Origin of the sequence: Sorangium sp. So ce321 (assembly GCF_051530195.1) — a bacterium.
Taxonomy (GTDB): Bacteria; Myxococcota_A; Polyangia; order Polyangiales; family Polyangiaceae; genus Sorangium.
This window is the reverse complement of the sequence record NZ_CP150329.1, coordinates 10,831,775-10,852,521: the sequence shown is the minus strand read 5'-3', so window position 1 is coordinate 10,852,521 and position 20,747 is coordinate 10,831,775. Positions and strand designations below refer to the sequence as shown.

The 20,747-nt window shown below is 71.8% G+C and carries 16 protein-coding genes; 8 read left to right on the top strand and 8 right to left on the bottom strand.

Annotated elements, in window-relative coordinates; genetic code table 11:
- Window positions 1–29 precede the first annotated feature (29 nt).
- Together WME89_RS40110 and WME89_RS40105 are read left to right on the top strand one after the other, a co-directional pair.
- Window positions 30–1,166: an aminopeptidase gene (locus tag WME89_RS40110; protein WP_438004861.1), complete on the top strand. Its 1,137-nt coding sequence runs from the start codon at window positions 30–32 to the stop codon at window positions 1,164–1,166.
- A gap of 1,409 nt (window positions 1,167–2,575) precedes the next feature.
- On the top strand, window positions 2,576–4,780 hold the full coding sequence (locus tag WME89_RS40105; protein WP_438004860.1) for an ATP-binding protein: 2,205 nt from the start codon (window positions 2,576–2,578) through the stop codon (window positions 4,778–4,780).
- Between the two features lie 58 nt (window positions 4,781–4,838).
- On the opposite strand, the gene WME89_RS40100 is transcribed toward WME89_RS40105, so the two are convergent.
- The 4 genes from WME89_RS40100 to WME89_RS40085 all read right to left on the bottom strand — a co-directional run bounded on the left by WME89_RS40100 (window position 4,839) and on the right by WME89_RS40085 (window position 9,847).
- Window positions 4,839–5,357: a nuclear transport factor 2 family protein gene (locus WME89_RS40100; RefSeq protein ID WP_438004859.1), complete on the bottom strand. Its 519-nt coding sequence runs from the start codon at window positions 5,355–5,357 to the stop codon at window positions 4,839–4,841.
- A gap of 132 nt (window positions 5,358–5,489) precedes the next feature.
- On the bottom strand, window positions 5,490–5,900 hold the full coding sequence (locus WME89_RS40095; RefSeq protein ID WP_438004858.1) for a response regulator: 411 nt from the start codon (window positions 5,898–5,900) through the stop codon (window positions 5,490–5,492).
- A 111-nt stretch (window positions 5,901–6,011) separates the two neighbouring features.
- Window positions 6,012–8,381, bottom strand: coding sequence for a phosphoribosylformylglycinamidine synthase subunit PurL (purL, locus tag WME89_RS40090; RefSeq protein ID WP_438004857.1), 2,370 nt, complete (start codon window positions 8,379–8,381; stop codon window positions 6,012–6,014).
- 194 nt (window positions 8,382–8,575) lie between these two features.
- Window positions 8,576–9,847 carry a SpoIIE family protein phosphatase gene (locus WME89_RS40085; RefSeq protein ID WP_437659338.1) on the bottom strand — a complete coding sequence of 424 codons (1,272 nt, stop codon included), beginning with the start codon at window positions 9,845–9,847 and terminating at the stop codon, window positions 8,576–8,578.
- Between the two features lie 317 nt (window positions 9,848–10,164).
- Between WME89_RS40085 and WME89_RS40080 the strand changes: the two genes are divergently transcribed.
- Genes WME89_RS40080 through prs form a run of 3 tightly spaced genes read left to right on the top strand, consistent with a single transcriptional unit; the run spans window position 10,165 to window position 14,173 of the window.
- A complete protein-coding gene (locus WME89_RS40080; protein WP_438004856.1) occupies window positions 10,165–11,178 on the top strand; it encodes a LolA family protein in 1,014 nt (337 codons plus the stop codon).
- Entirely contained in the window at window positions 11,178–13,253 is a 2,076-nt protein-coding gene (locus tag WME89_RS40075) for a class I SAM-dependent methyltransferase (protein ID WP_438004855.1), read from the top strand. The genes WME89_RS40080 and WME89_RS40075 overlap by 1 nt, the downstream gene beginning before the upstream one ends.
- A complete protein-coding gene (gene prs / locus WME89_RS40070; RefSeq protein WP_438004854.1) occupies window positions 13,250–14,173 on the top strand; it encodes a ribose-phosphate diphosphokinase in 924 nt (307 codons plus the stop codon). Before WME89_RS40075 ends, prs begins: the two co-directional genes overlap by 4 nt.
- A gap of 38 nt (window positions 14,174–14,211) precedes the next feature.
- On the opposite strand, the gene WME89_RS40065 is transcribed toward prs, so the two are convergent.
- Window positions 14,212–14,754, bottom strand: a complete 543-nt coding sequence (locus WME89_RS40065; protein WP_438004853.1) for a DUF4833 domain-containing protein — start codon at window positions 14,752–14,754, stop codon at window positions 14,212–14,214.
- A 702-nt stretch (window positions 14,755–15,456) separates the two neighbouring features.
- On the opposite strand from WME89_RS40065, the gene WME89_RS40060 reads away from it, so the two are divergent.
- A complete protein-coding gene (locus WME89_RS40060; protein ID WP_438004852.1) occupies window positions 15,457–15,675 on the top strand; it encodes a hypothetical protein in 219 nt (72 codons plus the stop codon).
- Window positions 15,676–16,133: 458 nt separating this feature from the next.
- Window positions 16,134–16,604, top strand: a complete 471-nt coding sequence (locus WME89_RS40055; RefSeq protein WP_438004851.1) for a ferritin-like domain-containing protein — start codon at window positions 16,134–16,136, stop codon at window positions 16,602–16,604.
- Window positions 16,605–16,616: 12 nt separating this feature from the next.
- On the opposite strand, the gene WME89_RS40050 is transcribed toward WME89_RS40055, so the two are convergent.
- Window positions 16,617–17,285 carry an HAD family hydrolase gene (locus WME89_RS40050; RefSeq protein ID WP_438004850.1) on the bottom strand — a complete coding sequence of 223 codons (669 nt, stop codon included), beginning with the start codon at window positions 17,283–17,285 and terminating at the stop codon, window positions 16,617–16,619.
- A gap of 139 nt (window positions 17,286–17,424) precedes the next feature.
- Here WME89_RS40050 and WME89_RS40045 point away from each other — a divergent pair, with 139 nt between their 5' ends.
- Complete coding sequence (locus WME89_RS40045; RefSeq protein WP_438004849.1) at window positions 17,425–18,222, top strand: leucine-rich repeat domain-containing protein; 798 nt, start codon at window positions 17,425–17,427, stop codon at window positions 18,220–18,222.
- Window positions 18,223–18,318: 96 nt separating this feature from the next.
- On the opposite strand, the gene WME89_RS40040 is transcribed toward WME89_RS40045, so the two are convergent.
- Both WME89_RS40040 and WME89_RS40035 read right to left on the bottom strand, forming a co-directional pair.
- Window positions 18,319–19,956 (bottom strand): M23 family metallopeptidase, encoded by a 1,638-nt coding sequence (locus tag WME89_RS40040; protein ID WP_438004848.1) that lies wholly within the window; start codon window positions 19,954–19,956, stop codon window positions 18,319–18,321.
- Entirely contained in the window at window positions 19,953–20,549 is a 597-nt protein-coding gene (locus WME89_RS40035; protein ID WP_438004847.1) for a hypothetical protein, read from the bottom strand. The genes WME89_RS40040 and WME89_RS40035 overlap by 4 nt, the downstream gene beginning before the upstream one ends.
- Window positions 20,550–20,747 lie beyond the last annotated feature (198 nt).

The window sequence follows — 20,747 nt, the reverse complement described above, 5'->3', positions numbered from 1 at the left end:
AGCCTGCGCCGCCAGCTATCAGCTAGAGCATGAGCGAAAGGCTTCCGGCCACCGCGCGTCGCGGCGCCGCGCGCTCGTTGTCCGCGCCGCTCCATCGGCTCGTCCTCCTCCTCCTCCCCGCGCGCGGAGCCAGCGCCGCCTCCGCGCTCTTCGCGCTCGCGCTCTGCTCCCTGCTCGCCGGGTGCACCGAGATCCGCTACGTCGCGCAGGCGAGCCTCGGGCAGCTCTCGATGGCGTGGAAGACCGAGTCGCTGAAGGACGCCGCCTTCGACGCGCGCAGATCGTGGCGGACGCGCGCCCTGCTGCGCGAGGTCCCGCACATCAAGCGCTTCGGGGAGCGCCACGGGCTCACGCCGACGGGCAACTACAGGACGTACGTCGAGCTCGAGCGCCCGGCGGCCGTCTGGGTGGTGAGCGCGTGCGAGCCGCTCCGGTTCCGCTCGAAGACATGGAGCTTCCCCATCGTCGGGACGGTGCCCTACCTGGGGTGGTTCCATCTCGAGGACGCCAGGGCGTTCGCGGCGCCGCTCAAGGCGGCCGGCTGGGACGTGGACGTGCGCCCGGCCGGCGCCTACTCGACGCTCGGCTGGCTGGAGGATCCGGTCCTCTCCACGATGATCTCGAGCGGGGACGACGCGCTCGGCGACCTGGCCAACGTGGTGCTGCACGAGTCGCTGCACGCGACGCTGTACGTGAAGGGCCAGACGAGGTTGAACGAGAGCCTCGCGAACTTCGTGGGAGACGAGCTCGCCAAGGCCTACATGGACGAGCGCGTGGGCCCCTTCTCGGCGGAGAAGACATCCTACATGAGGGAGCAGGAGCGGGGCGAGGCGCGGGCGCGCGCGCTGCACGATGCCTACATCCACCTCAACCGGCTCTATGCGTCCTCGGCGCCCGACGCCGAGAAACGGGCGGAGAAGCAGGCGGTGCTCGCCCGGCTCGCGGCGGACATCGGGGCGCGCCGCCCGCTCAACAACGCCGCCCTCGTGCAGTTCCGCGTCTACAACTCGGGCAACGAGGAGCTCAGCGCGCTGCTCGCGACCTGCGGCGGCAGCTGGCCGCGGTTCGTGGGCGCGCTGAAGAAGCTCGAGGGCCAGCGGTTCTCCGCGCCCCAGGAGAACATCGGCAGGGTGGTGGAGCCGTTGATCCAGGCCGGCTGCAGGTAGCCGCGCCGCACCCCTGCGTGCCGCGCTGCGCGCCGCGTGCCCCGCTGCGCGCCGGGATGCGTGCCGCGCTGCGCGCCGCGCGCCGACGCTGGGCCCCGCGCCGTGAGGCGCCGAGCTGGAGCCGTGCCGCTTCATCGCAATCGTTCGCTCTCACGGTGTGGCGCAGGGCGATGATCCCCTCGATAAGTGGACTCATTCATGTCCAGGGGGGGATTGCGTCCTGGATCTGAACCCATCCCTGGATCGAAGCAGTCCCTGCGGAAATGTATGAACTGCGTCGCTCTTTGACGCGATGCGGCTCGCGGCGGAGGGCAAGTTTTTGCGGATTTTTGGGCTCCGGGCACCGGTCTGGCGGCGGTTTCACCGTTGGCCCGCCCATTGCTGAATGTATCCGGCAGATGTCGCTCTCGTCGGTCGAACTGTTTCGTGGAGACTCGACGGGCGCGGCGCCCCTGGCACACCGTTCGCAGTACAAGCCCCGGTCGTTGGGGGGCGCCGAGCGAGGTGATCGACGGCCGCTTGCGCCGGGCGATCGTTACCCCGCCGCCACCCGGATGCCATGGGTCTTGCTGTTGGGCTCATTGATTGACTTGGCGCATGGCGCCGGTGAGAGCTTCGGTTCGCGCGATGACAGCCGCCTTACGAGGCGATTAAGGAGGATGGTTGAGGCGCGTGCGACGCGCGCCGCCGAGTTGGCTTATCGTGATCAGCTTGTCGATCTTGGTCCGAGCTTCGCTTATCTGTTCTTCGGCTCTGTTCGACCCAGCTTCATGCTTCGCTTCAGCTTGTCACCAGCTTCCGCTTGAGCTTGTTCGCCGCTCTCCGCGCTTCACTTCTCGAGCTTGTCCCTACGATTCCTGGCTGCGCTTACTCCTTTGCTTCTCCTTGCTCTTTCGCTTTGACTGGCTTCTTGAATTGTCTTATGCTTCCGATTCGTCTTCGCTTCCTCTTCGTTCTTCGTTCATCAAGCTTCGTATCCCTTTCCTGACTTTTCTGTCTTCACCTTTGTGACCGCGGGCCTCTTCAGGTACCGCCGGCGGGGCTCTCCTCCACCGGCGCTCCTGTGCGGTCCCGGTGGGTCCGCCACGGCGGGCTCCAGGCCGGCGGGTTCTCCCGACCGGCCTTTCTTTTTTTCTCTTGCGCGCACCGCTGCATGAGCGCGTCCGTCCGTCGCGGCCCGCGTCGGGCGCGGCCTTATCCGGGCGGCCGCCGCATGGGGGCGCCGGGCCGGCGCAGGTGGATCCGCTCGACCTTGCCGCGGGAGTACAGTAACGACCAGCGGGTCGTCGGGAGCCCGTGTCCTCCTCGCCGTCCTGGATCGTCGTCGAGGGGTCACGGCCGCTGGAGAGCAGGACATGATGCAGCGTCGCGGTGGGCCTGGGCAACGCGTTGACCTCACGAACTGCGCCGTGGAGCCCATCCACATCCCCGGCAGGATCCAGCCGCACGGAGCGCTGCTCGCCCTCTCTCCCGGCGATCTCGTCATCCGGCATGTCAGCCGCAATGTCGGCGCCCTGCTCGGGAGCGGGCCGGAGGGGCTCGTCGGGCGCTCGCTGCTCGACGTCGTCGCGCCGGCGGCGGGCGGAGATCTCGAACCCATCCTCCGCTCCCCGGACCCCGCGGCGATGAACCCGCTCAAGGTGAGCCCCAGGACGGGCGCCGCGGCGGCGTGGTTCGACGCGATCGCGCACCGGGCGGGCGAGCGGCTGATCGTGGAGCTCGAGCCCGCGGGCACGCCGGGCGACATGTCCTTCTCGAGCGTGTACCGCGTGATCCACACGGCGATCGAGCGGATCCAGTCGGCAGGGGGCCTGTTCGACGCGTGCGAGGTGACGGCCGAGGAGATCAGGCGCCTCACCGGGTACGACCGGGTGATGATCTACAGGTTCGACCGCGACTGGAACGGAGAGGTCATCGCCGAGGCCAGGGAGGCGGATATCGAGCCTTACCTCGGGCTGCGCTACCCGGCCTCCGACATCCCGCCGCAGGCGCGGGAGCTCTACCTCCGGAACTGGCTCCGTATCATCCCGGACGTCGGGTATCAGCCGTCGGATATCGTCCCGCAGCCGGACGCGCCCATCGACCTGAGCTTCTCCGTGCTGCGGAGCGTCTCGCCGATGCACATCCAGTACCTCAAGAACATGGGAGTCGGCGCCTCGATGAGCGTCTCGCTCATCCGCGAGGGCGTCCTCTGGGGGCTCATCGCCTGCCACCACTACGCGGCGAGGCAGCTGTCGTTCGAGATCCGGCAGGGCTGCGAGCTATGCGGCAGGTTCCTGTCGATCCAGCTCGCGGCCAAGGAGAAGCTCGAGGATGGGGGGCGGAAGCTGGAGCTCAAGGCCCTGTCCGACGAGGTCGTCGCGACGGTGTCGCGCCAGGAAGATCTCATGGTCGGGCTCGCGGAGAGCGCCGGGGCGCTGATGAAGCTCGCGGACGCGTCGGGCGTCGCCCTCTTCCACGGAGACACGGTGAGCCCGCTCGGCCTCTCGCCCGCGCCCGAGGAGCTCAGGAGCCTGCACGCGTGGCTCAGGCGCAACGTCGCGGATGATCCGGTGTTCCACACAGACAGCCTCGCGAGGATCGAGCCCGCCCTCGCCAGCATCAAGGACGTGGCGAGCGGCGTGCTCTGCATCTCCATCCCCGAGCCGGATCCCTGGTACGTGGTCTGGTTGCGGCCCGAGGTGATCCAGACGGTGAGCTGGGGCGGGAACCCCGAGAAGCCCGTCGAGAGCTCGGCCGAGGGCACGGTGCTCGGCCCCCGGCGCTCGTTCGCCCTCTGGAAGCAGGTCGTCGAGCAGACCGCCATCGCCTGGAACCCGGCCGAGATCGAGGCGGCCGAGCTGCTCCGGCGCGCGCTCATCGAGCTCGATCTCACGCGGCAGGTGATCCGGGAGAAGAGCGCGCGCGCCGCGGCCGAGCGCAGCAACGCCGAGCTCGAGCAGTTCGGGTACATCGTGGCGCACGACCTCAAGGAGCCGCTCCGCGGGATCAAGTCGTTCTCGACCTTCGTGATCGAGGACGACGGAGCGGCCCTCTCGTCCGAGTCGCAGCGCAACCTGCGGCGCATCGGCGAGCTCGCCGGGACGACGATGGAGCTCATCAACTCCCTTTACGAGTACTCCCGCGTCGGCAACGTGGACTTCTCCTTCGGAGAGGTCGACCTGAACGACGTGCTGGCGGACGTCGAGCGGCGGCTCGCGGGCACGCTGCTGCTGCGCCGCGCCGCGATCCGCGCGCCGCGGCGGCTCCCCAGGGTGGTCTGCGACCGCATCCGCATCGCCGAGGTGCTGGCCAACCTCATCTCGAACGGCATCAAGTACAACGTGAGCCCCGAGCCCTGGGTGGAGGTGGGCTTCGACGAGACCTCCATCCCCGCCATCTTCCACGTCAGGGACAACGGGGTGGGCATCCCCCCGGACGAGCGGCACCGGCTCTTCACGATGTTCGAGCGGCTCTCGACCGCGGCGCAGTACGGCGAGGGGACCGGCTCGGGGCTCGCCATCACCCAGCGGATCGTCGAGCGGCACAAGGGGAAGATCTGGGCGGAGTCGCCGCCGGGCGGCGGCACGACGTTCTACTTCACGCTCGCCGAGGCGCCCCTCACGGGCGCGTGAGCCCGGGCGAGGCCGCGCGGCGCCGCCGCCGGGCGCGCGCGGCGCAACGTCAGAGGCGTCAGAGGCCGTCGTCGCCGGGCGCGCGCCTGGGGCTGACGGTGGCGGAGATGATCTTCCAGTCGCCGTCGACCTTCTCCAGCCGGAGCGCCACGGGCAGCTCGTCGCGCCGGACCGGGTGTCCGTGCCGGGCGCCGGTGACCGTCGCGGTGGCGGTCACCTCGGCGGTCATGCCGGCCGGGTCGACCTTGATCTCCGTGTCGCCGAGGCTCACGTCCGCGGTCTGGTAGACGATCGCGGCCTGGGTCGCGGCCGCCGCGAGCTCGTCGCGGCCGCTGAGCCGGTCGCCGATCTCGACGACGCTGGCGCTCGCCTCCTTCGTGAAGATCGCGGCGAACTCCTTGCGAACGCGGCCGTGGCGCACGATCGGGTTCCGCTCGCCGTCGTCGATGCGCACCGCTTCCTCGAGCTGGGTGAGGCGATCGCGGATCCGGTCCTCGTCGGAGGGCGAGAACAGCAGCGCCACGACGGCGAGGACGACGCCGACGGCGATGAGCCCGAGCGGGAGCCAGCGCTTCATACGGGGAGTATAGGCGACGGCGCCGCGCGAGCGCGGGGAAGGCTGAACGCGGATCGCGGCAGCCTCGGCGCCGCAGAGGGCGGCCGGATCCCGCGGGGCGGGCGGGCCGAGCGCCTCAGGCGCGCAGCGCTGTCAGGCGCGCAGGCCGACGACCGCGAGCGCGCATACCTTGAGCGCGCTCAGGATGGTCTCGCGCAGCCTCGCGGAGCCGAGCACCTCTTTCCAGAGATAGCCCGCGATGCCGAGCGACTGGGCCCGCGTCAGCATCATCGGGGCCGGCTGGCCCGTGATGAAGATCACCGGGGCTTCCGTGACGCGCTTGAGCTTCTCGAGCAGCTCCAGGCCGTCCATGTCCGGGAGACGGTAATCGAGGATGATGCAATCGGGCGGGCTCTTCCTGCACTCCTCGAGGGCAGCTTTGCCCGTCGCCGCCTCGATCAGCTTGACCTCGACGTCCGCCCAATCCCGCAGGTAGCGCCGGTAAATGGTGCGGTCGCTCTCGCTGTCATCGATCAGCAGGATCACGGCTTTGCGGAGCGCCATGGACCCAGGTTCCCTTTTCCGGGTGCCTCGCGCAATCGCAATATGGACGGCGCCCAGCGCGGTGGGGACATGCCCCGGGAGCGCCGGGGCAGAACCTGATGTGGAGGACGGCTAGCTCCCGACGATCGGATCGAGGCAACGATCGCGCGCGTCGCGCAGCGCGCCGAGCTCGACGTCGAGCACCTTGCCGCCGCCCGCCTCGATCGTGAGGCGGTCGCCGCCGGTCGCGCCGAGCTCGACGCAGGGCACGCCCGCGGCGCTGGCCCGCCGCGCTACCTCGGGCGCGTCCTCGGGCCGGACGCTCACGACGATGCGGCTCGGCGCCTCGCCGAACAGCGCCTCGGCGAGCTCCTCGCGCGCTCCATCGCTCGAGCCTCCCGGCAGCCGCACGCTGGCGCCCACCATCGCCGCCGGGTCGCCGGCGGCGGCGCAGCACTCGCCGAGCGCGATCGCGAGCCCGCCGTCCGACACGTCGTGCGCGCTCTGCAGGAGCCGCGGCCGCGAGCGCGCGAGCGCGAGGCAGAGCCCCTGGAGCCGCGCCTCGCGATCGAGGTCGAGCGCGGGGCTCGGCCCCTTCACCTCGCCCGTGTGGCGCGCGACGTACTCCGAGCCGCCGAGCGGGCCGCCGCGCGGGTCGCCGAGCAGCAGCACCGTGAGGCCGGCGGCCGGGAACGAGGCCCGCAGCACGTCGCCCGCGTCCGCGACGAGCCCGACCACGGCGACCGTCGGGGTCGGCAGGATCGCGCGGCCGTCGGTCTCGTTGTAGAGCGACACGTTGCCGCTCACGACGGGCACGGAGAGGGCGCGGCACGCCGCGGCCATGCCGTCGATCGCGAGCGCGAACTGCCGCATGATCTCGGGGCGCTCGGGGTTGCCGAAGTTGAGGCAGTCGGTGAGGCCGATCGGCTCCGCGCCCGCGCACACGACGTTGCGGCACGCCTCGGCCACGGCCATCGCCGCGCCCTGGAACGGGTCGAGCTCGCAGAGGCGGCCGTTGCAGTCGCTCGAGAAGGCGAGCAGCTTCTCGAACCGCTGGCCGTCCTTGTCGCAGGGGACGCGCACCACCGCGGCGTCGCTGCCCGCCCGGACCTCGGTGCCGCCGCGCACGATCTGGTCGTACTGCCGCCACACCCAGGCGCGCGAGCCGAGGTTCGGGGAGCCCGCCATCGCGAGGAAGAGCTCGGACCACGAGGGCGGCGCCGGGATGGTGCGCGGGTCGAACGCCCGGCGCGCCGGCAGCGAGGCGTCGTCGCGCTGCGGGCGGTCGTACTTCGGCGCCGCGTCGGTCAGGAAGTCGACGGGGAGATCGCAGACGACGACCGGTTTGCGGGCGTCGGCGGCGGCGGCGGCCGCGCCGCCGAGCGGGTCGTAGCCGGGCGTGGCGCGCACGACCCAGCGCCCCGTGTCGGTCACCTTGCCGATGATCGCCGCGTCGAGCTCCCACTTCGTGCAGATCTCGATGACGCGCGCCTCGCACCCGGGCTTCGCGACGAGGAGCATGCGCTCCTGCGACTCGCTGAGGAGCATCTCGTAGGGCGTGAGCCGGGCGGCGCGCCGCGGGACGAGGTCGAGGTCGAGGTCGAGGCCGCTGCCGCTCCGGCCCGCCATCTCGACCGACGACGAGGTGAGCCCGGCGGCGCCCATGTCCTGGACGCCGACGAGCAGGTCTTCCGCGAAGATCTCGAGGCACGCCTCGAGCAGGAGCTTCTCCATGAAGGGGTCGCCGACCTGCACGGTGGGCCGCTGGCTCGGGCCGCCCTCGGAGAACTCGTCGGAGGCCATGGTCGCGCCGTGGATGCCGTCGCGCCCCGTCTTGGCGCCGACGTAGAGCACGTTGTTGCCGACGCCGCTCGCGCGCCCGTAGAAGATGCGGTCGGCGCGGACGACGCCGCAGGTGAAGGCGTTGACGAGGATGTTGCCGTCGTAGGCGCGGTCGAAGAAGAGCTCGCCGCCGACGGTCGGCACGCCGATGCAGTTGCCATAGCCGCCGACGCCCGCGACGACGCCGCGCAGCAGCTGCGGCGTGCGCGGGTGCTCGGGCCGGCCGAAGCGGAGCGAGTCGAGGTTCGCGATGGGGCGCGCGCCCATGGTGAAGACGTCGCGCAGGATGCCGCCGACGCCGGTGGCCGCGCCCTGGTAGGGCTCGATGTACGACGGGTGGTTGTGCGACTCCATCTTGAAGACGGCCGCGAACCCGTCGCCGATGTCGACGACGCCGGCGTTCTCGCCGGGCCCCTGGATGACGCGCGGGCCGGTCGTGGGCAGGCGCGCGAGGTGCACGCGCGAGCTCTTGTACGAGCAGTGCTCGCTCCACATGACGCTGAGCACCCCGAGCTCGGTGAACGTTGGCTGCCGCCCGAGCCGCTCGCGCGCGCGCTCCCACTCGCTCGCCGAGAGCTTGTGCGCCTGCGCCAGCGCGATGTCGACCGGCGGATCGCCGGGAAAAGAGGAGGGGGAGGTCACGGGTGTGGCAGCGCTCATCGCGGCCCTAGCTAGCGCAAGGACGCAGGGAGGGGAAGCAGGGGAGCGGCCCCCCGGAACAGAGCGGGGCTCACCCGCACAGGAGCCGGGTCCAGATCGGCGTTTTCGGCGCGCAGGCGTGCTCCAGCACGCCGAGCACCGAAAACGTCGAGATGGGCCCGGATCCGCCGCGGGTGAGCCCCGCTCTACCCGCTCTAGTCGCGCTTGACTAGGAGGGCTGTGAGATCGTCGATCTGCTTGGCCGAGCCGGCGAAGCGGCGGACCTCGGCGAGGAGGGCGCCGAGGATGTCGGACGTGGGCCGCGCGTGCAGCCGGTGGATGAGGTCGCCGACGCGCTCCTTGCCGAACACCTGGCCGGCGGCGTCCTGGTACTCGTAGAAGCCGTCGGTGAGCAGCACGAGGAGGTCGCCCGGCGCCATCACGAGGGGCGGCGTCGGGGGCAGCTCGAGATCCTTGAACATGCCGAGCGGGACGGTCGACGGATCGCGCCACACGACCTGGCCCTCGGCCGCCCGGTAGTGGAGCAGCGGCCCCTGCCCGGCCGCGTGGTAGCGGAGCTGGTGCGTGGCCGGGTCGAGGATGCCGAGGAACGCCGTGATGAAGCGGTCTTCCGGCAGGTCCTCGAGGAGCTGCTGGTTGATGTGGTGCATGAGCGCGTCCATGTCGGCCGAGAGGCGCAGGCCGATGCGGAGCATCGCGCGGAACTGCGTCACGCTGAGCGCGGGGCCGATGCCGTGGCCGGCCGCGTCCGCGAGCAGGAGGAGGACCGGCGACGCGTCGGCGCGCTCGTCGAGCCGGATGACGTCGTAGATGTCGCCGCCGGTGTCGTCCGCCGGCTTGCTGAACGCCGACAGCGAGTATCCGGGGCAGCGCGGCAGCCGCCGCAGCAGGATGTTCTGCTGGATGTCGCGCGCGATGGTGAGGTCGTGCTCGAGCTTGATCTTGATCATCCGCTCCTCGAGCAGGAGCGTGCGCTGCACGGCGACCGCCGCCTGCGCCGCGAGCAGCTCGGCCACGTCCCGCTCGTCCGGGCCGAAGTGGCCCACGACCGAATTCAGCATCTGCAGCACGCCGACGAGCTTGTCGTCGAGCCCGATGAGCGGCACCGTGATCAGGGATTTCGTGTGATATCCCGTCCGGCGGTCGATCTCCGGGTTGAAGCGCGGGTCGGCATAACAGTCCTCGACGAGGATGGTCTGGCGCCTGCGCGCGCACTCCCCGGCGATGCCCTTGTCGATGCTGACGCGGATCTGCGTCTCGCCCGTGGCCACACGCGAGTAAAGCTCTTTGGCCTCCTCGTCGTAGAGGAAGACGCTCCCGCGGTCCGCGCCTATCACCTCCCGCCCCGTCTTGATGATGAGCTCGAGCAGCTCCGTGAGATCGCAAGGCGCCGCGAGCTTGCGCGACACGTCCAGGATCAGGATGAGCGACGACGCATCGATCAGGGAGGGAGTGCCCACGCGCATGCGGCCGGAGAGTTTGGGCTACGTGGAAATAGGGGTCAAGACATGGTCTCGCCCGGGATGTCCGCGGCGAACCTCTCACCCCGCGCGCATCGCGTCGCTCGCGCCGTCGGGCGGGCGTTCTTCGCTGCGGCGCTCTTCGGCGCGCCGGCGCTTTTCCGGAGCGACGGCGGTCGCGAGCGCCCCCGGCGACGCAGGGAGATCGCCATCGACGCGGGCGGCGTCGCGGGTGGGCAAGGGCCCGCGCAGGTCGGCGCTACCACCTGGGCCCTACCTGTCCTAGAACACGCGACGCACACTCCTTGAAAGCGAGCTCTTCGATGATCCGCCTCCGCCTCGCCGCCCTCGCCCTGCCCATCGCCCTGGCCACGGCGGCCTGCGACGCGCCGCCAGCTCCCGTGGGCGCGGCGCCCGACGCCTCGGCCGCGACCTCCGCCGCGCTGCCGGAGCCGCCTGCCTCGTCCGCCGTGCCGCCGGCGAGCGCCCCCGCGGCGCCGGAGGACGCGGGCGCGCTGGCCGCCGCGGACGCGGGCGGCGCGACGCCAGAGCGCGACGCGGGCGCGCTGGCCGCCATCGACGCGGGACAGCAGCCGCCGAAGGACGCGGGCGGTGCGCTGGCCGCCACGGACGCGGGCGCGCCGACCGACGCGGGCGGCGGGCGCGCGTCGACCGGCGGGCCGGTGTCCTCGTCCGCCGCGACAGGCGCGGGCGCGCCGCCCGCGATGCCGCCCGCCGAGGCCGGCTCCGCGGAGGCCATCGCCGCGGAGGTCGACACGATATTTGTGGGCAAGAAGACGTATTTTGCCCGCTTCAAGCAGGAGCACACGCAGAAGATCTCCGGCGCCGTGAAGAAGCAGAGCGGCACGATCTCGGTCGAGAAGCCGGAGAAGATCTCGTTTCGCTACGATCCGCCGAGCCAGAACCGCATCGTCTCCGACGGCGTGTCGCTCAAGGTGTACGTCGCCGAGGACCGGCAGATGTTCGTGACGCCGGTGCAGAACTCGGAGTACCCGGGCGCCCTCTCGTTCCTCATGGGCCACGGGCTGCGGCCGTCGTTCACGTTCACCTTCAACGAGAAGGCGAAGTTCGAGGGGGGCCCCGTGCTCGTGGGCAAGCCGCGGGCGCCGACTCCTCACTACGACCTCGTGATGTTCTATATCGACAAGGCGCTCCTCGCGAAGAAGGACCCGGGCGTCGTGCGCCGCGTCCTCATCGTCGACGCGCAGGGCAACCGGAACCGGTTCGACTTCGAGAACGCGTCGCAGCCCGCGTCGATCGAGCCCGCGGAGTTCCAGTTCACGGCGCCGCCCGGCACCGACGTCAAGCAGAATTGATGATCCCGCGACTCGCGCTCTCGGAGCTCTTCCCCGACTTCCACCCGGAGTGGATCCTCGCCGAGGACGAGGATCTCATCGTGGTCGACAAGCCCGCTGGCCTGTCGACGCACGCGCCGGAGGCGGACCGGATCGACGACGTGGTGACGCGCCTCCGCGCCTTCCTGCGCGGCCGGGGCGACGCTGACGACTACCTCGGGATCCACCAGCGGCTCGATCGCGACACCTCGGGCGTGCTGCTGTTCACGCGGCGCCGCGAGGCGAACGCCGCCCTCGCGCGGCAGTTCGAGGGGCGCACCGTGCAGAAGACGTACGTCGCCGCCGTGTCGGGCTTCGGCGATCGCGCGCCGCGCGGCACGCTGCGGCACCGGCTCGTCCCGGCACCGGGCGGCGCGATGCGCGCGATCGCGGAGGCCAGCGCGGGGCGAGAGGAGCGGGGTAGGGGGCGAGAGGAGCGGGGTAGGGGGCGAGAGGAGCGGGGCGCGGGCGGCAGGAAGAAGGGCGCGGGCGGCGCGGAGAGGGGCGCGGGCGGCGCGGAGAGGGGCGCGGGCGGCGCGGAGAAGGGCGCGGGCGGCGCGCTGGCGATCACGCGCTACCGGCTGCTCGAACGCCGCGGCGACCGCGCGTTGCTCGAGCTCCGGCCCGAGACCGGCCGCACCCACCAGCTCCGGGTGCAGCTCGCCACGATCGGCCTCCCCATCGCCGGCGATCCGCTCTACGGCGGCGCCGAGGCCCCGCGCCTGCTCCTGCACGCCGCCGAGCTCCGCCTCGAGCACCCGGCCACGGGCGCGCCGGCGGCGTTCCGATCGCAGCTGCCGGCGGCCTTCGAGGCGTGGCTCGCGGCCGCGCCGGCGGATCCGTACGCGGGCGGCGTCGCGGCCGTGGAGCGCGCGATGCAGGAGGCCGCCGAGCGGCGCTACGGCGTCGCGCGCGCGGGCGACACGACGGCGCTCCGGCTCGTCCACGGCGCGGGCGACGGGCTCCCCTTCGTCTCGGTCGACCTCTACGGCGAGCACCTCGTCGTGGCGCTGTTCGGCGCAGGCGAGGGCGAGCCGGGCGCGCCGCCGCGGGACGTCGTGCTCGACGCGGCCCACCGGCTCGGGGCGAGGGGCGTCTACGTCAAGGTGCGCCCGAAGCACGCGAGCGTCATCGTCGACGCGCGGCGCGAGGAGTTCGCGCCGCGGCACGCCGTGCGGGGCGAGAGCGCCCCGGACGACTTCACGGTGATCGAGCACGGCTTGCCGTTCAAGGTGCGGCTCGGCGACGGGCTCTCGACGGGCATCTTCCTCGACCAGCGCGAGAACCGGCGGCGGGTGCGCGAGCTCGCCCGGGGCGCGCGGGTGCTGAACCTCTTCGCCTACACGGGCGGCTTCTCCGTCGCGGCCGTGGCGGGCGGCGCGCGCGCGAGCGTCACGGTCGACGTTTCCCGGGGCGCGATCGCCTGGGCGCGCGACAACCTCGACGCGGTCGGCGCGGACCCGGCGGCGCACGTCGTCGTCGAGGCCGACGTGTTCCCGTGGCTGAAGACGGCCGCCCAGTCCGGCGAGCGGTTCGACCTGATCGTGCTCGATCCGCCGAGCTTCGCGACGACAAAGAAGAGCCGCTTCAGCGCGGCGAGCGACTTCGGCGCGCTCGCCGCGCTCGCGTTCCGCCTGCTCGCTCCGGGCGGCAGGCTGCTCGCCTGCACCAACCACCGCGGCATCGCGCGCGCGAAGTTCCGGCGCCATTTGCACGAGGCCGCGCGTGAAGCAGGATGCGACGTCGTGCAGATGAAAGACCTCCCCGATCCCATCGATTTCCCGAGCGAGCCAGGCGCGGAGTCCCACCTGAAGAGCGTCCTCGCCAGCGTGGGCGCGGCGGCCGCGCCGGCGGCGAAGGGCGCGCCGGCGGCGAAGGGCGCGCCGGCCGCGAGGAGCTCGCAAGGCGCGCCGGCGGCGAAGGGCGCGCTGGCCGCGAGGAGCTCGCAAGGCGCGCCGGCGGCGAAGGGCGCGCTCGCCGTGAGGGCCGCGAAGCCTGGAGGCGCGCGCACGGGGCCTGCCGCGCCGTCGCGGTCGCCCCGCCGAGGTGCGCGATGAGCCAGCGCCGCCTGCTCATCACGATCCGGTCGTACGCGTACCTGGAGCCTGCGTTCCTGGCCGCGGGCGATTTCGAGACCGGCCTGGTCGAGCGCAAGAGCTTTCCGGACGGCGAGCGTTACCTGCGCGTCGTGGTCGACTGCTGGGGGCGCGACGTGGTCCTGCTCGGCGGCGCCCCTCAGGACCTCGACTGGCTGGAGATCTACGACCTCGGCTGCGCCATCTCGCGCGCCGGCGCCCGGTCGCTCTCCATCGTGATGCCGTATTTCGGCTACGCGACCATGGAGCGGGCCGTGAAGCCGGGCGAGGTGGTGACGGCGAAGACGCGGGCTCGGCTCATCTCGGCGATCCCGACGTGCGACGCGGGCACGCGCATCTTCCTCTTCGATCTGCACACCGACGGCATCGAGTTCTATTTCAGCGACTCGCACGTGACGCGCCATCTCTACGGCGCGCCGCTCATCACGCAGGCGGTGCGCGAGCTGATGGGCGACCGCCCCTACGTGCTCGCGGCGACGGACGCCGGCCGCGCCAAGTGGGTGCAGAGCCTCGCCCGCGGCCTCGGCGTCGAGCCGGCGTTCGTCTACAAGGAGCGGCGGGGCGACGGCGTCGGCGTGACCGGCATCAACGCCGATGTCTCCGGCCGCGAGGTGGTCATCTACGATGACATGGTCCGCACCGGCTCATCGCTCGTCCAGGCGGGGCGCGCCTACCTCGCCGCCGGGGCCTCGAAGGTCCACGCCGTCACCAGCCACCTCGTCCTGCCGGGCGACTCGCTCGAGAAGATCAGGAAGGCCGGCGTGTTCACGACGCTGCTCGGCACCGACTCGCACCCCGGCAGCCAGCAGCTCGCCGACACGCCCGGAGCCCTGCACTCGGTGGCGCCGCTCGTGGTGCGCGCGCTCGAGCGGGAGACATAGAGCACCTCCGCGAGGGGCGACTCCAGTGTCGACCGCGCTCACGGCTTCATCTTCTCCGTCACGGCGCGTCCGCCCTCGGCCACGCCCGAGAGGACGATATGGTCGACCCCGAACGGCCATTTCAGGTGCACGAACACGCGCCTGAGCTGCGCGGTCACCCCGGCGACCCGGAGCGACGCGACGGCCTTGCACCCGCCGTCGCCCCGCGTCGTCTCGATCACGAGCGGGCGCGACGGCAGCGCGCGCAGCGTGAGGCGCACGATCCCGGTCCCCTCCCGCGACGTGACGTCCTGGCGCGCGATGCCGTACGCCGGCTCCTCGAGCGCGGTGAGCCGCGACGTCGTGTCGGGCACCCGCTCGAGCTCCCGCCAGTAGGGAAAGACGGGGCGTTCACCGTACGGCATGCAATTCGAATCGAGTCGCACGGCGTAGTGCACCTGATTCCGATTCTCGCTCTTCGCGATGAAGAAGGCGGACCGCGCGTCGGACGGCCCGAAGCGCAAGGGAGCATCCGCCCCGGCGGGCACAGCGATGAGCGAGAGGGCCACGCACGCCGCGATCGACGATCTGCGCGTCAGCATACGCGCATGCTGCTCGTGCGCACTGAAGAAGGTGTGACAAGCCGGCGGACGCTGCGAGACACCCTGCGCCGGCGCGAGCCCTGCCCCCGTTCATTCCTGCCCGGCGGGCCTGTGACAGAGCAGTCCGTCGTACTGGTCGTTGGGAGCTCCGCAGCAGCGCACGCTCGCGTGAGCCCACTCGTGCGCACGATCGATGGTATTCTGCCTGATGAGGCTCGACGGCCTCACGCCCGTCGCCCGACGTCGATGATGCGACTGTCTCCCAGGCGCACGCGTGGATGTCATCGCTGCAGGTTCCATGGTGCATGACTGCTGGGCAATGCAGGCCCGTCCATGCGGCGCGCTTTCAGCGGACTGCATCACCTCCCTTGACGTGCCATGCAGCTGGTCCCGCGCCAGCGCTCTCCGAGATCAGATCCGGTTCGCTCCCGGAATCTGACGCTGACGCTGACGCTGACGCTGACGCTGACGCTGACGCTGAGGCTGAGGCCAGCGGCCGACTCGACGGCCGCGGCACACGGTGAGATCTCGCATGAACGAAGCAGCCACAGCGACCTCCGCCGTGGGGCGCTACCCGCCGCGCGCCGGTGCGAGCGACCACGTCATCGAGCGCGCGGCGCTGAATTCCCTTGCCCGCGCGGATCTACCCGTGGATGCTCTTCCGCAAGCGCGTCTCGCGCGGAAAGGATGAGCGTCGAGGCCATGGATGAGCTGGTACGACAGGTCGCAGAGAAGGTTGGCGTCTCGGAGGACAAGGCCCGCGTGGCCGTGGAGACGGTGGTCAATTTCCTGAAAGAGAAGCTCCCCGCGCCGCTCGCCGCCCACGTCGACACAGCGCTCGGCGCGGCGGCCCCCGCCCTCGCCAACCTGGACGTCGCCAGCCTCGCTGGCTCCCTGGGCGGCCTCTTCGGCAAGAAGTAGCAGCCCCTCCCGCGCCGCGCGGAAGTCGCGCTCTTCCACCGACCACCTCCACCTCTCCTGACGCCCGGCGACGAGGCCTCCGCTCCTCGGCGCGCTCCTGTCCAGGACGCGTCCGGGCATCGGACCTCGCTCGGCGCGCGCAAGCCCCTTGCGCCCGCGGCGCTCCACGCACCCGACCCGGCCTGCGGCGCGCGGCCGCAGCCTCCGGCCTCCACCTGCGTCGGGCCTTCGCAGCGCCCGCGCGCTCGCACCTCCGGGAGCGGGGCGCCGGCGGCGCGGCGGGGACGGCGAGCCGGGAGAGTCGCGGGCTTTCTGGACAGTCCGCGCGCCGCGTTGGATATCCGCTGCACAGGCCGGCTCCGGCACCGCGCTTGCGAGCGTCGAAGACCTGGAGAAGCTCCCGCCCACCTCCCTCTTCGCGGGCGGTCCAGCTTCCGCGGCGAGAGGAGCGATATTCCATGGCGTCCGTGATCGGCGGCGAGGCCGCGTTCATCGGGTCTTTGACTGAACTGATCGAGCTCAATTGGTCCGCGGTGGACGCGCTGGCAGCGGCGCTCGCGCGGATGAGCCGCCCAGGCGACAAGAGCCGGCTCGCGAGCTTCCTGAAAGACCACGAACGCCACCTCGAGGAGCTCTCCGCCATCGCCCACGAGCTCGGCGACCCGCCCGCGGAGAGCGCCGTCCGGCCCAGGCTGAAGAGCAGGGCGCTGACGAACGGGATCGTCGGCGACCGCGCCATCCTGGAGGCGATGAGGCACTGCGAGGAGGATAGCTGCGCTGCTTATGAGCGGATGATCGCGTCCCGAGATAGCCTGTCCGACCGCGCGCGCGACGTCCTGCGGCAGTCGCTCGCGGTGGAGCGGCGTCACCGGGAGTGGTTCTCGGAGCAGCTCGACGCCCGCCAGGGGCTGCTGCTCTTGCCGCTGTGACAGGCGCGCGCGTTACACGGCGCTGCGCGCGTCGAGCTCGAGCAGCGAGGCCAGCTCGAGGAAGCTGCCCACCATGAAGTCGGGGCTCGCCTCCTTCAGCTCCTCGCGGCTGAACGACGTCGTGATCGCCACCACGGCGCAGCCCGCCGCCCGGGCCGACAGGACGCCGTTCGTCGAGTCCTCGATCACGAGGCACGCGCCCGGGCTCAGCCCCAGCCTCTCCGCCGTCTTCTGGTACGGCTCCGGGTGAGGCTTGGTCCGGCTGATCTCCTCGGAGGTCACGACGACATCGAAGAACGGGCGCAGGCCGAACCTGTCGAACGCGAACTCCTGGTTCTTCTTCGTCGCCGAGGTCGTGAGCGCAAGCCTGTCGAAGCGGCGCCGCGCCAGACGGATGAACTCCAGCGCTCCCTCGATGGGCGCTATCTTCTCGTGGAGCGTCCTGAACACCTCGTGCTTGTGGCCCACGACCTCCGCCGCCGACAGCGCGCCGCCGGCGAGCTCCCTCACGACATGCTCGACCATGTCGAGGTCGGAGCGCCCCCTGAACTCCACATAAAGGCGCTCGGGCACCGTTATCCCGTATCTCTCGAACGTGATCCGCTTCGCCTCGGCGTGCAGCGGCTCCGTGTCGATGATGACTCCGTCCATGTCGAAGATTAACGCTCTGAATTGATCCATGTTCTCTCGGGCTTCGCTGCGCGCGCGGCTGCCGCCACGGCCACCCGGGCGAGGACCTGTAGGACGTCAGCGATTCGAACCAGGAGGGTCCTTTGCAGCCGGTGGTTCTTCTTCCGCTGTCTCGTGTATCATCGATGCGATGAATCGTCCTCTGGTCCTTGCCTCCCTTGGCCTCGCCTTTTCCCTCATGGGCCTCGCGGGCTGCGACGAGCCCCAGAAGCCCGCCGCCGCGGCGGCCTCGGCCGCTCCTGCCGCGCAGGCGCCCGCCTCCGCGCCTGCCGCCGCGAGCCCGGCGCCCGTGGCCAGCGCGCCGCCGAAGCGGCAAGAGGTCGTGTGCACCAGCAAGAGCGACCCGGTGACCTTCTCTCATCCTGCGCTCGAGGCGAGGGTGCGGCAGCAGCTCCAGAAGCCCGAGGGGCCGATCGCGCGCGCCGAGCTCAAGAACATCAAGACGATGAACCTGTCCGACGCCCAGGGGCTCGACGAGCTCGACCCGTGCATCTTCTCCGAGCTCACGGGCGTCAAAGGGCTCTACCTGCCGCCGGGCAAGATCGACGACCTCCGCCCGATCAAGGGCCTGCTCCGGCTCGAGTCGCTGCGCGTCTCGGCGACCCTGGTCAAGGACCTCTCCCCGCTCGCCGGCCTCGCCAAGCTCGACCGGCTCGACATCGGCCGCACGCCCGTGACCGACCTCTCCCCGCTCGCCGGCCTCACCAACCTGACCGAGCTCCAGATCGACGAGACCGAGGTGACCGATCTCAGCCCGCTCGCCGGCCTGAAGAAGCTCGAGATGCTGCAGATGAAGCGGACGCGCGTGAGCGACGTGTCGCCGCTCCGGGATCTCAAGAGCCTGAAGAACGTCTACCTCGAGGGCTCGCGGGTCGACGACGCGAGCCCGCTCCGGACCATCCCCGGGGTCAAGATCCACGAGGGCTGAGGAGGCAGGGCGGCGCGAGGCGCCGTCGGTCGCGAAGGGGTCACGGGAAGGAAGAACACCGGCTCTCCTGCCCGCCTCCCTGCTCGATGGACGGCGCTACGAGGCTCCCCGTCGCCGCCTCCGCGCCGCGCCGAGCGCCACCGCCGCCGCGAGGAGCCCGAGCTGCCAGCCCGCCGCTGCCCCGCCCGCGCTGCCCGCGCCGGCGGCCCCGCACTCGCAGCGCATCTGCCCGTGGATGACGCCGTTCATGTGCGGCTCGTCCTCCTCCGCCGCGCCTCCAGCGCCGCCGGCGCCCCCGGCCCCGCCTGCGCCCGCGCCGCCCCCTTCGCCGCGCGGCGGCGGCGGCGTGTCGATGACGTAGAGCGCCGGCCCGGAGCCCTGCGCCAGGAACGGGCGCGGCGGGAGCGCCGGCCCGAGCGGGAGCGCCGCCAGCCGCGCGGCCGGCCACACGGCGGCCCCTTCCGGATCGAGCCGCCACGCCGCGGCGGCCTCCTCGTCCGGCACGGCCCGCCGCGCGGCGCCGTCGACGAGCCACAGGGAGGCCGCGCCGTCGTCGCCGCGCACGAGCTGCGGCGACGGCGGGAAAGCGTCGCCCTCGGGCAGCGCCTCGAGCGCCGCGTCCGGCGCGCTGGCGACGTCCCAGAACCGTGAGAACCGCCACGCGTCCAGCGCCTCGACCTCGCCGAGCGGCCGCCGCACGCCACCCGGCAGCTCGAGCGGGCACGAGAGCGCCTTCGGGCTCCCCTCGAGCTCGACCTCGTCGCCGCTCAGCGCGTCGATCCCGTAGGCGCGGACCGCGTGCTCGCCCCCGAGCAGGCTGAGCGGCATCGGCGCCGCGAAGCCGTGCGCGCACGAGCCGAGCGGCGCGCAGAGGTCGTCCCGGTGCCGGTCCGCGGGGAACGTGTAGCCCTCCGCGCCCGCGTCCGTCGCAGCGGCGTCGAAGTAGAGCCGCGCGCCGCCCGGCGCGCCCTCCGCGTCCGGGTCGCGGGCCCAGCCGGTGACCCCGGCGCAGCCCGCGGCCTCGAGCGCGCCCTCGGGCGGCTCGTTGAGGAGCGCCCGGTACGCGGCGACGAGCGAGGTGTACGGCGGTACATAGACCATGCCGACGCCGCTCAGGGACTGCCGCACGTTGAAGTGCAGGTGAATCGTCGTGGGCGTGTCGCCGAAGACATTGGACACCTTCCCGATGCGCTCTCCGCGCGACACGTCCTGTCCCGGCGAGACCTGGACATCGGACATGTGCAGGTAGTCGTAGCGGGTCCCGTCCGCGCCGGTGAGGTACACCGAGTAGCTGCCGACGCTGGTGATGGTGCCGTCCGCCACCGCGACGACCCAGTACTTGCCCGCCTCGCACGTCGGCGGCCGGACGTCCTGCCCCTGGTGCCCCGCGCCGGAGGGGCAGAGCGGCATGTCCCACGACCGCGACTCACAGTAGTTGTCGCGCCACGGATAGGCGTAGTTGTCCGCGTCGCACTGGCCGCCAGCGGGGCCCGCGCTCCCGCCTTTGCTGTACACCTGGGAGTTGGCGAACGCGGGGCCCTCCTCGAGGGGAAAGCGCATGGCCGGCGCGTACACGACGTCGTCGGCGCGCCCCTCGCCGGAGCCTGGAGCGAGCTCGCCGGCCGGGTGGTACGAGAACGGATCGGCCGAGGCCGGGCGCGGCAGCAGCGCGAGCGCGGCCGTCGTGGCCAGCGCGGCGAGGCGGGGGCGCGGAGGGCGGGGCGGCGCGCTCATGGCCTGTCGCCCGCCTTCACGCCGGCGCCGCCCACGTACACGAGCTCGGCGGCGAGCTCGCGGACGAGCGCGTCCGAGGCGCAGGCCGGCGACTCCGGCGCCGCGCACTCGACGTCGAGCGCGTACGAGACGCCGTTCTCGATCCAGGAGGCGGTCCAGATGCCCTCGTTCGCCGTGATGAACGCCGGCTCCCCACGCACGGAATGCGCGCCGCGGAGCGGGGGAATGCTCGGATACTTGCGGGAAAGCCGGGTCATTGTGAGCGAGACCGCGAGCGTCTCCGTCCGCGCCCAGAACGAAGTCCAGTGCTCCTTGGCCACGATCACCGGGGCCATGAGGAGCTCGCGGCGGGACGGCACGAGCACGGGCACCTGCGAGGTCCTGGCGGCGTGGAACGCCGTCTTCGGGAGCGCCGCGAGCGCGGTCCGGTCGATCGAGGCGGCCGGTGGCCAGGTGACCGTCGCGATCACCGGGGCCACCGCCGCGGCGGCCGACAGGGCGGCCGCCTGATCGCGCGGAGTCTCGGAGGCGGGGGCGGTCTGCTCGCACGCGGCGATCGCAGCAGAGAGGATGACGAGAACAGCCGTGGGCATGCCGCGCATGGGCCCTCCCGGAAGGGGACCCTCGATTCTAGTCGAAAAAATGCACCCCAGGCCAAGAGATGATGGGGCGCACGCGAGATGTCGCCGTGGTGTGACCGGGACGACTTGACGCTCTGCGCGAAGCCTCGACGAGCGGACACGTCAGGAGAGGCCACGCTGCGCTGTCGGGGGTGTGGGCGCTGACAGCTC